Below are 12,648 nucleotides of genomic sequence, written 5' to 3' on the forward strand. Positions count from 1 at the left end.
TCGGGGTGTTTCGCGCATCCCGAGCGGCGGCCGGCCGCAGTGCTGTCAGCGCAGGCCGAACGCCCGGCCGATGCTCTGGCTCACGGTGTTGCCGGCGGTGTCCCGCGCCGTGGTGCGCAGGCTCACGAAGCCGGCCTTCGCCGGTGCCGCCAACGAGGTACGCCAGCCGTCGCCGTGCCGGGTCAGCCGCTGCTTCTGCCAGGTCGCCCCGTCATCGTAGGACACCTCGACGGTCACCGCGCCGATCGTGCCCGTGACGTCGGGCAGGTGGGAGGCGACAACTGTCAACGGTGCCCGCCGCGACGCCTTGCCGGCGGAGTCGATGGCCACCTGGTAGTCGAGCTGGATCATCGGCAGCACCTCGGCCGACTCCTCCCCGGTGACCGCCGAGTGGAAGCCCCACTCGGTGCGGGTCTGCCGGGAGTACGGGTTGGTCCACGCGGCCCTGTCGTTCTCCACCACCAGCCGGTACGGCAGTCGCTGCCCCGCCAGCCCGGAGACCTGGAGGTACTCGGCGTTACCCCAGTCCAGCTCCTTGTCGCCCTGGTAGAGGGTGGTCCGGTTGACCATGTCGTAGTTCGCGTACGCCTCACCGATGTGTCCGCCCCCGTCGCCCCAGCCGGGCGCGGGCAGGTAGACGGTGTCCAGGTAGCGGACCGGCACGTAGTTGCCGCCCATCCGGGGTCGCTGGATCGGCCCGAACCAGGTGACGGCGCTCGGCTTGCTGGCCGGGTACGTGGCGACCGCCATTAGGTGCTGACCGGTCTCGCCGGCGATGAACGCGTCGTCGATCCACCGCTGGTCGGCGCTCACCCAGTCGGTGCGTCGGCCCTGCGCCGGGGCCGGCTCCTGGTTGCTCGACGCCCAGCCGCGCCAGACGTCGGTACGGAACTCCAGCGCCTTGCCCTGCCGGTAGTTGCGGAACTCCACGTCGACCCGGGCCAGCTGCCGCTTCGTGGGCCGGTAGGTGGGGTCGGCCGGCACCGTGCCGGTCCAGTGGTGCGCCACGTCGTACAGGTAGGTGGTCTCCGGATGCGACTCGACGGTGAGCCGCACCGCGCCCCGCTCCAGCGCGGCGATGAGCTGCCCACCCTCGTCGGCGCCGAGGGTCGCCACTGTCACCGGGGCCGGGCTCTCCGGGCTCCACGGTGCCTCGTCCCACGGCTGGAGCCGACCGACGCCGTCGTTCACCACGAGCAGCAGCTTCGCCCCGGCCGCCGCTGCGGCCTGTGCCTGGGTGGCGATGTCCACACTGTCACTGCGGCGCACCACAACGGCCCGGTCCCGGACCGGACGCTTGGCCAGTCCCGTCGCCGACGCGTCGGCGACGTAGACCGCGTCCAGCTGGCGACGACCGGCCGGCAGCGCCGGGGTAGCCCGCTTCACCAACAGATCGTCGTACGAGCGACCGCCCGCCGAAACCGTCAACGCCGGCTGCTCCAGCCGCCACCGAGCACCGAACTCGAACTCGCCGTCGGTCACCGGACGGCTCGTCGGCAACGCCCACATGCTGTCGTACGAGTCGTCGGGCAGCACCTGACTCTCGGTGAGACCGTTCTTCGTGGACCGGTGGATGTCCATCCGCAGCGCGCTGGCGGTGGCCTCCTGCGGCACCCGGGCCTGCACCTGTCGGGCGGCCCGCGCGTCCAGGGTGACGGTGCGGTCGCGGTCCAGGTTCACGTCGGTGAAGCTGAGCATCGCCATGCCCTTGGAGTGCGGCCCGTGCGCGCCGCGCACGTCCGCGGAGATCCAACCGTTCCAGCTTCCCACCGGCAGCCGCAGCGTGGCGGTGCCGCTCTCGGGCAGGTCCACGGCGGTGAACAGGGTGTCGGCGGTGAGGATGACCTTGCCGACGAGCGGTTTGCCGTCGCGGTCCTTGGCGACCAGCGTCAGGTTCTGCCGCTGGCCCTCCTTGCCGGCGCCGATCAGGGTGCGCCCGCGCACCGCACCGGTGTCGTCGGTGGCGACGATCATGCCGCTGACCTGCTTCTCCACCGGCAGCTTGTCGTACGCGGCGGTCACCGTGACGGTGGCGGTGCCGCCGGCGGGCACTGTGACCCGGTCGGCGGAGAGCGCGAACAGTCCGGCCGGCGCGGTGGCCGCGTCGAGGGCCAGCTTCAGCTCGACCGACGCGCTGGCGAGGTTGGTGTAGGTGACCGTACGGTCGACGCTCGTGCCCGGCTGCTGCGGCCACGCCTGGAAGCCGGAGTAGGCGCTCGGGGTGGCGAAGACTGTGGCGTGCGCGGCGGCGACAGCGTCGACCCGGCCGGCACCCGCCTCGTACGGGGTGTACTCGGGGGTGGCATTGACCGTGCTGACCAGCGCTTCCTTGATCCGCTGACCGGTCCAGTCCGGGTGTGCGGCGGCGACCAGCGCGGCCGTGCCGGCCACGTGTGGGGTGGCCATCGACGTGCCGCTCATCAGCGTGTAGTCGCCGGAGCCGCCCCGCACGAGGTGCGAGCGGGCCGCCAGGATGTCCACGCCGGGGGCGGTGATCTCGGGCTTGAGCCCGCCGTCGCCGGCGCGTGGCCCCTGGCTGGAGAAGTCGGCGAGGTGGTCGGTGGCGTCGACGGCGCCCACCGTGAGCGCGGAGTTGGCGGCACCCGGGCTGCCGATGGTGGCCGGGCCGCTGTTGCCGGCGGCGATCACGAAGAGGGCGCCGGTCTCGGCGCTGAGTCGCTCGACCGCCTGGCTCATCGGGTCGCTGCCGTCGGTGGCCTCACCGCCCAGGCTCATGCTGACCACCCGGGCCTTCTGCTCACGGGCCGCCCACTCCATGCCGGCGATGATCCACGAGTTCTGTCCGCTGCCCTCGCTGTTGAGCACCTTGCCGATGTGCAGGCGGGCACCGGGGGCGACGCCCCGCTCGGCGCCACCGGACGCGGCGCCGGTGCCGGCGATCGTCGAGGCGACGTGTGTGCCGTGGCCCTTGTAGTCGAGGATGTCGGGCTCCTCGGGCACGAAGCTGCTGGACTCGGCGATCTGCCCGACGAGATCCGGGTGTTCGGCGTCCGCACCCGAGTCGAGCACCGCGACGTCGACACCGGTGGCGGTGTTGCCCTCGGCCCACAGCTTCGGCGCGCCGATCTGCGCTGTGGACTCGGCCAGGTCCGCGTGCACCCGACCGTCCAACCAGACCTTGGCGATGCCGTTGGCCAGGGTCGGGGCGTCACCCGTACGCCGGGTCGAACCGGCGGTCAGCGCGGTCCAGAACCGGTCGGCGGCGGCACGCTGGCGGGTCAGCGCCGCGCCCTGCACGCTGTCCAACTGTCGAACCAGCTCGGCGCCGTCGACGGTGGGGCGGGTGCGGTTGCGGGCCGCCGCGTCGGTCATCGTGACGATCAGCGGAAGCGCGTCGGTGTGCGCGTCGTCGTAACCGTCGGCGATGAGGTCGGTGACGTTGAACAGTTGCCGGTCCAGCACACCGCGTGTCACATAGGACAGCGCGGCGTCCGGGTAGACGTAGGTGTCGCCGTCGCGCACTGTGCGGTGGAAGCTGGGAGTGCTGCCGTCCGGCCGGCGCACTGTCGACACCGTGCTGCCGTCCGCCGCTGTGGTGACGGTGACGGTGTCACCGGTGATCAGGGTGACGGTGGACGCGCGTCCGGCGGCGGCCGGGGGTTGACTCGCCGGTCGGTCGGGGTTGTTCGGCGGGGCGGCGGCCGCTCCCGCGCCGGGTGGGGTGAACCCGGCCGCCAGGGTGAGGGCGGCGCCGAGGGCGATCAGCCCGGATCGGCGGCGCCGGTGAGACAGAGCCACGATGACCTCTTTGTGTCGAGAAGTGGTACGCACCACAGCATCGACGCAGAGCCCACCCCCACCGCGCACCGCACCCCGGCGCACTTACGCCATGGCGCAACCCCGCCACGCGTGCCCCACGTTGCCTCTCACCACCCGCGTCGATCTTGCACTTACGGTCACCGATGTGCCCCGATTCGCGACCTTCGTCGGGACAGAAAGTGCAAGATCGCGGCTGGGTGGTTGGGGTGCGGGGCGGGGGGTTAGAGGGCGCTGCGGGTCAGCTTGGCTAGGGCGTCCAGTTGGGTGGGGTCGGAGAGGGCGGAGCCGACGGCCACCACGCGTACGCCTGCTTGCAGGAACGCTCCCGCGTTGCCGGCGTCGAGGCCGCCGGTGGCGACGAAGCGCACCTGCGGCAGCGGGCCGGCGACGGCCTTGAACCAGGCCGGGCCGAGGGAGATCGCGGGGAACGCCTTGAGCCAGGTGAGGCCGTGCCGCAGTGCCTGCTGGGCCTCGGTGGGGGTGGCCACACCGGGCAGGTGCGGAAGGCCACGCGCGGCGGCGGCGTCGGCGACCGCGAGGTCCAGGCCGGGCGCGACGGTGAACCGGGCGCCCGCGTCGGCCGCCGCGGCGACCTGGTCGACGTCGAGCACGGTGCCGGCGCCGACGATCCGGTCACGCGCGGCCCCCGCCTCGACGGCGGCCCGCAGCGCCGGCACCGCGTCGGCGGTGGCCACCGGAACCTCCACCACGTCGATGCCGAGATCCCAGGCACGCTCGGCGAGCCGAACGGTTTCGGCGACCGGCAGGCCGCGCAGGATCGCCATCACCCGGGCGCCGCCGAAGATGTGGTCGAAGTCCGGTGTGGTCATGGTGCACTCCATCCGAGGTCGCGGTGGGACTGTTGCTGCTGGTCGGGTCGTAATCCGCCGGCCCGGCTCAGGTCGTCGCGCCCGGGTCGGTCAGGTCGAGTGGCGACCAGGCGTCGGCGGGGGCGTCGATGAGTTTCTCGAACCAGGCCCACTGCGGGACGGGGGCATTGTCGCCGCTGCTGGTCAACGCCTGTGCCGCGACGAGGTGACCGAGGCGCAACCGCCGCACCGGGTCGAGGCCGCGGAGCAGCCCGGCCAAATAGCCGGCGGCGAAGGCGTCCCCGGCGCCGACCGGTTCCACCACCGTCACCCGGGGCGCGGGAACGAAGACCGGTTCGGCGTCGCGGACCAGCGCGGTCGCGCCCACCGCGCCGTCCTTGACCACCACGGTCTCCGAATCGGGCAACAGCTCGCGGACGGCCGCCGGGTCGGTGGCGCCCCAGAGGGTTTCCGCCTCGTCCTGCCCGACGAAGACGAGGTCGCAGCGGTTGGCGAGGTCACGCAGCACCGGCGCGGCCTGCTCGGCGGACCACAGCCGGGCTCGGTGGTTGACGTCGAAACTGACCAACGCCCGCGCCAGCGGCCGGTCGGTCACCGCATGCTCGACCAGCGCCCGGCAGGACGCGGACAGCGCCGGGGTGATTCCGGACAGGTGCAGCACCCGGGCACCCGCCAGCGCCGGGTCGGCCAGCGTGGCGGGGTCCATGCGGGCGGCCGCCGACCCGGCCCGGTAGTAGTGCACGGCGGTCCCCTCCGGGCCGGGGTCCTTGACGTACAGGCCGGTGGGAGCGGCCGGGTCCACGCAGACCTGGTCGACGCGGACTCCGGCGGCGGCGACGTGCCGGACGACGGCCCGACCGAAGGGGTCGTCGCCGACCCGGCTCACCCAGGTCGTCAGGTGTCCCAGGCGGGCCAGGTAACCGGCCACGTTGGACTCGGCCCCACCGACCGAGACGGCGACCCGCTCGGCGCTCTCCAGCGGCTCACCCGGCGCGGGACACAGCACCACCATCGTCTCCCCCACGGCCGCCACCTCGATCGACGGAAGGCCGGCCGGAGCACTCGGCTGGTCAGGTCGGGGGGCGGTCGGCATCGGGCACACGTCCTCGCGGCGGGGGTGCTGGGCGTCGCCGAGCCTAGGTGTCCCGCGCGGGACGGGCAACCTGTCGCGCGTCACACCTCGACGCTCAGGGCAACGTCAGCCCGTACGCGGCCAGCACCTCCGCGATCGGCGGGTAGTAGGTGGTGCCGCCGGCGGTGCAGTTGCCGGTGCCACCGGAGAGGATGCCGAGGATCCTGCCGGTGGAGGCCACGTAGAGCGGTCCGCCGCTGTCCCCCGGTTCGGCGCAGATGTTGGTGCGGATCAGCCCGTAGATCACGCCGGTGGCGTAGTTGACGGTCTGGTTGAGACCGGTGACGGTGCCGCAGCGCACGCCGGTGGTGCTGCCGCTGCGGCACACCGCCTGACCGATGTACGCGTTGCCGGGACCGTTGATGGTCAGCAGGCCGGGGTAGGTGTAGACCGCGCTCGGGTGGGCGATCCGGCCGGTGTAGCGGATCAGCCCGTAATCGTTTGTGGGGTAGCTGGTGGCGGTGCGGGTGCCGAGCACTGTGGTCTGGGCGCTGTCGGCGTACCAGGTGGCGGCGGCGGTGGTGCAGTGCCCGGCGGTGATCACGTAGTAGGTGCTGCCGCTGCGCGCGTTGGCGCCGAGCGAGCAGCGCGCGCCACCGCCGCCGTAGATGCCCTGCCCGCCGGCGATCAGGGGGCGCAGCGTTCCGGGTTCGCGGCGCAGCAGCACTCCGGCCCGGTCGGTCACCGCCCGCAGCGCCGCCAGTTCGTCGGGGGCCACGGTGTCGTCGACGGTGAGGGTCATCCGGCCGGTGGCGGGGTCGAGACCCCAGGCGGTGCCCGGGGTGCGTACCCCGGTCAGCGTGGCCGTCGGATCGGCGGCGGGCGCGGCGGAACGGTCGGGGACGGCGGCCTGCGCCGCGCCGGGCGCGACGAGCAGCAGGGTGGTCAGGACGAGGGCGACCAGCGGGAAGCGGCGCATCCGAACCTCCGAAGAGATCGAGACTAACGGATGCGGCAAAGCATCGCCCGGCGCCCGACACCGTGGCAACCTCCGGACGCCCTCTTCCCCGACGGGCGGGAATCACCGATCCGGGGACGGCCTGTGTCGGCGCCGCCGATAATGCCTCGGAGACGCGGCGGGAGGCCAGGCATGACCACCAAGGGGAATGCGGCGCTGGTACGCCGGTTGGACCAGTCGACCAGGGCGACACTGCTGGAGTTGCTCTTCGACGTGGTCTTCGTGGCCGCCCTCGCACTGACATCGAAACTGCTGTCCGAAGAGCTCTCCTGGTCCGGCGGCGCCAAGCTGCTGCTGATGCTGACAGCGGTCTGGTGGACGTGGTCGGTCACCACGACCACTACCGAGTTCTACGATCCTCAGCAACGCCCGATCCAGGCCATCCTGATGATCGCCATGGTCGGCTCGGTGGGGATGGCGGCCTCGCTGCCGATGGTCAGCATCGGGCACCTGATGCTGTTCGTGATCTCGTACGTCGGCACGCACGTGATTCGCTGCGTCATTCTGGTCACCGCCCTGCACCGGCAGGGGCACCGGACGGCCAGGGAGCGGGCCACCCGGTTCCTCTGTTGGTTCACGGCATCCGGCGTCTTCTGGGTCCTCGGCGCGCTGTCAGAGACTCCGAACTGGGGGCTCTGGACGATCGCCATAACGATCGACCTGGTCGCCGGGGCGGCCCGCTACCCCACACCCTGGCTGGGTCGGGTGCCGCTCGCGCAGTACGGGCGGACGACCGAGCACCTGGGCGAGCGGTACCAACAGTTCATCATCCTGGCCCTCGGCGACATCATCCTGTTGCCGACGTTGCAGGTCAGCCGGGGCCACCTCGATCACCTCCGGCTCGCCTCCCTGCTCTGCGCCTTTGCCACCATGCTGCTGCTCTGGCAGATCTACGTCTTCCGCGCCGGCGAGTTGTTGGTGGCGGCCGGGTCCAAGGGGAGCCGGGCAACGCGGCTGGCTCCGTTCACCCATCTGGTCATGTTGGCCGGCGTGGCCGCCACTGCCGCCACCTTCGACCTGGTCGTCACCAGGCCGACCGGAACGACGCCGGTGCCGTGGCTCGTGCTGATCATCGCCGGTCCGACGCTGTTCGTGGTCGGCCGCGTCCTGTTCACCATGGCGGTGTCGTGGGTCGTGCCGTGGCGGCGAGTTGCCTGGCAGCTCCTGCCGCTGCTGGTGCTGCCGTGGGCCGGCGGTTGGCCGCCGGTGCTGGTGGCCACGATCGTGGCACTCGGGTTGGCCGGTCACATCCTGTTTCCCGGAGCGGCCCGGGAGACCACGCCGGGCCTGCGGCTGCGGCAACCCGCCGACTGACCCCTGCCCCTCCCCGGCCGGCGGGAATCGCCGATCCCGGGACGGGCCGCGCCGGCACCGCCGATAATCCTCGGAGACACGGCGGGAGGCCGGGCATGACCACCGGAGGCACCGCGGCACTGGTACGCCGGCCGGACGGTTCGACCCGGGCAACGCTGCTGGAGTTGCTCTTCGACGTGGTCTTCGTGGCCTCGCTCGCGCTGACCTCGACCCTGCTCGCGGAAACCCACAACTGGTCCGGCGCCGCGATGGTCCTGCTGATGCTGACCGCGATCTGGTGGACCTGGTCGGTCACCTCCACCACCACCGAGTTCTACGACCCGCAGCAACGCCCCATCCAGGCCATCCTGATGGTCGCCATGGTCGGTTCGGTGGGGATGGCGGCGTCGTTGCCGATGGTCTCCGACGGGCACGCGATGGTCTTCGCGATCTCCTACGTCGGCACGCACGTGATCCGCGGCATCATCCTGGTCACGACGTTGTACCGGAAGCGACATCGGGCGGCCATGGTCCGGGCCACCCGGTTCTTCTTCTGGTTCGTGGTGTCCGGCGTCTTCTGGATCACCGGCGCGGTGTCCGGCACTGTGAGCTGGGCCCTCTGGACCATCGCCATCACTATCGACCTGCTCTCCGCGGCGGCCCGCTACCCGACGCCCCGGCTGGGCCGGGTGCCCTTCGACCAGTACGAGCGGACCACCGCGCATCTCGGCGAGCGGTACCAGCAGTTCATCATCCTGGCCCTCGGCGACATCATCCTGGTTCCCACGCTGCAGGTCAGCCGGGGCCCGCTGGCCGGGCTCCGGGTCGCCGCGCTGTTCTGCGCGTTTGCCATCATGCTGCTGCTCTGGCAGGTCTACGTCTTCCGGGCCGGCGAGTTGCTGGAGGCGGGGGCCGGGCCGAAGTCGGGCCGGCCGGCCCGGGTGGCTCCGTACACCCACCTGGTGATGCTGGCCGGGGTGGTCGCCACGGCGGCCTCGTTCGACCTGGTCGTCACCCGGCCGACCGGCACCACGCCGGTGGGGTGGCTCTTACTGATCCTGGGCGGCCCCGCGCTGTTCGTGATCGGCCGTGCCCTGTTCACCCTGCTGGTGTCCATGCTCGTGCCGTGGCGGCGAATGCTCTGCCTCCCCCTGCCGCTGCTCACGCTGCCGTGGGCCGGCCGCTGGCCGCCGCTGCTGGTCACCGCCGTCGTGGCGCTCACGCTGGCGGCGCACATCCTGATTCCCGGAGCGGCCCGGGAGACCACACCGGGCCTGCGGATGCGGCAACCCGACGACTGACCCCTGCTTAGTCAGGCACAGTGTCGACCGGCCCACTCGGCGAGGTCCCGGGCGCACGCGTCCACCGACTCCTGCCAGGTCCGGGCCGCACCATCGCCCGCCTCGTCGCTGACCTGCTTGACCAGCCGGCACGGCACGCCGGCCTGCGCCGCTGCCCAGGCCACCGCGTACCCCTCCATGTCGACCAGGTCGGCGCGCTGCGCCAACCGGTCCCGCTCGGCGTCGTCGGCCACGAAGGTGTCACCGGTCGCGAGCACCGCGCCCTCGGCGGCCAGCGACAGCGGCGCCCCGTAGGTCTCGCCGGTGAGCGTGCGCAGCAGCTCGGTGTCCAGGTCGTGCTGGAGCACTGTGGCGACCTCGTGGATGCCGGCCAGCCCGGGGCGCAACGCGCCGGCCGTACCCAGGTTGAGCAGCAGGGCGGGGCGCGGCCCGGCGGCCAGTACCGCGGCCACCGCGCTGGCGGCGTTCACCTTGCCCATGCCGGTGAGCAGGACCGGCAGGTCGGGTGGCAGGTAGCGGGCCTCCTCGCCCACGGCAAGAACCACCAACGGACGATCGGCGCGGACCGTACCTCGAAGATTCACCGGAGCATCGTACGAGCTGACCGGTGGGCCGACGACGTCAGTCGTCGGTGAAGCGATACAGCACGAAGTCCTTCTCCGCGCCACAGGCGATCACGTGGGTGTTCCACGAGCAGGACGAGCTGCGCACGTCCTTCAGCTCACCCAACTCGTCGACCTCCCCGGACTCGGCCCACACCCCAGCCAGCACCCGGTTGTCCGCGACCAGGCTGGGCGCCTTGGCGAAGACCAGCAGGTTGCCCGCGTCCAGGCGGACCGCCACCCCGCCCCGGTCGCGCAGCACCGGCTTGCCGGCGGCGTCGAAGACGGTGACTGCCGGTTCCGGCAACTCCCGTTGGGCGAGCACCTGCTCACCCAACGGGATCAGGCCGGTCACGCCCGGCGCCGACCACCTGATCATGCCCTCACCCTCGGTGGCCGCCACCACCTCGGTGCGCCCGGCGTCGTTGTTCGGCACCTGCAACAGGCAGGCCCGCCGCTCACCGCAGGCCACCAGCTCCTTCGGGCGGTACTCGTCGTTGCCGGAACGGTGCAGCACCACCGGCTCGGCGTCGGAACCCAGGTCGTACGCGAGCAGCTGGTAACCGCCCTCGTTGGCGGCCACGTACAGGCGGTCCTCGTGGGCGACCACCAGATCGTCGAGGTCGGCAACGCTCCCCCACTGGCGCAGCACCGCGCCGGATGCCATGTCGAGCAGCCGCACCGACCGGTCCGCACCCACCTGGACCAGTCGCCGCCCCTTGCTCGCCCACGGGTTGCGGGGCGTGCCGTCGAGGAAGGCAGGTCCGCCCGCCGCCGCGTCGGTGCCGACCGGCCGGACCACGGTACGGCCACCGGCGTACTGGCCGCGGGGGTTGGGCTGCGTCCACTTCGCCGAGCCGTTGGTCAGGCGCAGGCCGACCAGTTCGTCAGCGGCCCGGTCCACCAGCACCGCCGTGTCGTCGGCGAAGTAGACGTCGTCGTCACCACGCAGAACGCGCTGCCAGCGCTGCTCGCCGGTACGACCGTCGAGGACGGCCAGCGGTCGGGGGGTGCTGTCGCCCGGTGCGTCGGCGAGGACCGCTACCGCCCCGGGGACGGCGATGATCGTCTCCCAGTCGTCGGCCCGCACGTCGGTCTGCTCGCGCCACAACTCGCGGCCGTCGCCCGCGTCGACGGCCACCACCTCCAGCCGGTCGTCGGGCAGCGGAAACGCGAGGTAGGCCCGGTCGTCGAGCACCGCCGTCCACATGTCGAGCGGCCGTTCGGCGCCAGCCGACAGCCGGGACAGCTCGCGCAGCGAGTCGAACGTCAGATCCGGATAGCGGTCCCGGGTCAGGTAGAGCGTCGCCGCGGCGGCCACCCCGACCAGGGCCAGCACCGCGCCGAGCACCACCCAGCGCGCCCGTCGCCAGCCTGTCGCGCCGCCGGCCGGGGTCGGGGTGGCGCCGGCCAGGCCCGGCCTGGGCGGCGGCCCCGCCGGCGGGGTCGACCCCGGCCAGGGCTGCGACGGTACGACCGGCGCGGGCGATCCAGCCGGCGCGGGCGGGCTCACCGGAGCCGGCGCGGGTGGCGCGAGCGGCGCTCCCGCGTACGCCGGGGCAGGTAGCGGCTTGCGCAGCGGCAGGTCGGTCAGGGCGCCCTCGGCCACCGGCAACTCGGGCTGGTCCAGCACGGTCGGCGCGATCCCCAGCTCGGCGTGCAGCATGCGGGCCACCAGCGGGATTCGTGACGACCCGCCCACGAGGAACAACCCGTCGAGCTGATCGGGGCGCAGCCCGGCGGCGGCGATGACCTCCCGGGCCCGCTGCACCGCCCGGCGCAGCAGCGGCGTGGCCACCCGCTCGACGTCCGCCCGGGTCAGCTGGATCGTCTCGGCCACTCCCGGCACCGCGACCGGGGCGACCGTAGACCGGGACAGGGTTTCCTTCGCACCACGTACCTCGTCTGTGAGCCGGACCTGGTCGCGGCGCTGCGCCGGATCCGCCGGTCGGGTGAGCCGGGCCCACTGCGCGGCGTGCCGCTCATCGACCAACTCGCCGACCCGCCGCACCAGCGCGGCGTCGAGGTCCAGACCGCCCAGGTCGGGCAGGCCACCGTCGGCGACCACGCTGAAGCCGGAGTCACCCCAGGGGTCGGCGCCCTCGTTGCGCAGCACCGCGACGTCGAGTGTTCCGCCGCCGAAGTCGAACACCGCTATCGCCCCGCCGACCGGCACCGGACGGTGCAGCACCTGCGTGTAGTAGCGGGCGGCGGCCACCGGCTCCCGCAGCAGCCGGGTGCCGGGCGGCGTCGGCCCGGCGAGAGTGTGCTCGGCCGCCTGCGGCCAGCCGGCCCGCAGCAGCGCGTCGGCGAGGACCTGTCGCCGCGTCGCGTCCCAGGCGGCCGGGCAGGTGACCACGGCCGGCGGCAGGAAACCCACGGCGCCCACCGCCGCCCGGCCGACCGCCGCCAGCACCGCGGCGAGCAGGTCGGCCGGCGGGTACGCGCGGTCGCCGAGCCGCACTGTCGGCTCGTCCACCCGACGCTTCGGGTTCGCCTCGAACCGGGCCGGGTCGGCCTGCGCCAACCGGCGGGCGTCCCAGCCGGTGTGCAGGGTGCCGTCCGGGTCGGCGTAGACGGCGGACGGACTGAGCGGTTGACCGTCCATCAGCAGCGGACGGGTCCGCCCGTCCGGCCAGCGCAGCACCGCGACGGTGTTGGACGTGCCGAGGTCGATGCCGAGGGCGAAACCCTCGTGCTGGCCTGCCATTGCCCGATACCTCCGCCGCGACGAGGGGAACTCGACCCCGCA

General features: G+C 72.8%; 8 protein-coding genes. 2 read left to right on the forward strand and 6 right to left on the reverse strand.

The window, feature by feature from the left end:
* Nucleotides 1-45: 45 nt before the first annotated feature.
* The 4 genes from OHB44_RS18835 to OHB44_RS18850 form a co-directional block, all read right to left on the reverse strand.
* The gene (locus OHB44_RS18835) at nucleotides 46-3,759 is read right to left on the reverse strand and encodes a S8 family serine peptidase (protein ID WP_330437723.1); all 3,714 of its coding nucleotides are present in this window, start codon (nucleotides 3,757-3,759) and stop codon (nucleotides 46-48) included.
* A 242-nt stretch (nucleotides 3,760-4,001) separates the two neighbouring features.
* Nucleotides 4,002-4,610 (reverse strand): bifunctional 4-hydroxy-2-oxoglutarate aldolase/2-dehydro-3-deoxy-phosphogluconate aldolase, encoded by a 609-nt coding sequence (locus OHB44_RS18840; RefSeq protein ID WP_238685142.1) that lies wholly within the window; start codon nucleotides 4,608-4,610, stop codon nucleotides 4,002-4,004.
* 67 nt (nucleotides 4,611-4,677) lie between these two features.
* Nucleotides 4,678-5,703 (reverse strand): sugar kinase, encoded by a 1,026-nt coding sequence (locus OHB44_RS18845; protein WP_330437724.1) that lies wholly within the window; start codon nucleotides 5,701-5,703, stop codon nucleotides 4,678-4,680.
* A gap of 94 nt (nucleotides 5,704-5,797) precedes the next feature.
* Nucleotides 5,798-6,661 carry a S1 family peptidase gene (locus OHB44_RS18850; RefSeq protein ID WP_330437725.1) on the reverse strand — a complete coding sequence of 288 codons (864 nt, stop codon included), beginning with the start codon at nucleotides 6,659-6,661 and terminating at the stop codon, nucleotides 5,798-5,800.
* Nucleotides 6,662-6,832: 171 nt separating this feature from the next.
* Between OHB44_RS18850 and OHB44_RS18855 the strand changes: the two genes are divergently transcribed.
* Nucleotides 6,833-8,014, forward strand: a complete 1,182-nt coding sequence (locus tag OHB44_RS18855; protein WP_266302316.1) for a low temperature requirement protein A — start codon at nucleotides 6,833-6,835, stop codon at nucleotides 8,012-8,014.
* Nucleotides 8,015-8,109: 95 nt separating this feature from the next.
* The gene (locus tag OHB44_RS18860; protein WP_238685138.1) at nucleotides 8,110-9,294 is read left to right on the forward strand and encodes a low temperature requirement protein A; all 1,185 of its coding nucleotides are present in this window, start codon (nucleotides 8,110-8,112) and stop codon (nucleotides 9,292-9,294) included.
* An 11-nt stretch (nucleotides 9,295-9,305) separates the two neighbouring features.
* Here OHB44_RS18860 and OHB44_RS18865 read toward each other — a convergent pair whose 3' ends face one another.
* Both OHB44_RS18865 and OHB44_RS18870 read right to left on the reverse strand, forming a co-directional pair.
* Complete coding sequence (locus OHB44_RS18865; RefSeq protein ID WP_238685137.1) at nucleotides 9,306-9,878, reverse strand: nucleosidase; 573 nt, start codon at nucleotides 9,876-9,878, stop codon at nucleotides 9,306-9,308.
* A 37-nt stretch (nucleotides 9,879-9,915) separates the two neighbouring features.
* Nucleotides 9,916-12,606: an Hsp70 family protein gene (locus OHB44_RS18870; protein WP_330437726.1), complete on the reverse strand. Its 2,691-nt coding sequence runs from the start codon at nucleotides 12,604-12,606 to the stop codon at nucleotides 9,916-9,918.
* Nucleotides 12,607-12,648: the final 42 nt, after the last annotated feature.

Origin of the sequence: Micromonospora sp. NBC_00821 (assembly GCF_036347035.1) — a bacterium.
Lineage (GTDB): Bacteria > Actinomycetota > Actinomycetes > Mycobacteriales > Micromonosporaceae > Micromonospora > Micromonospora hortensis.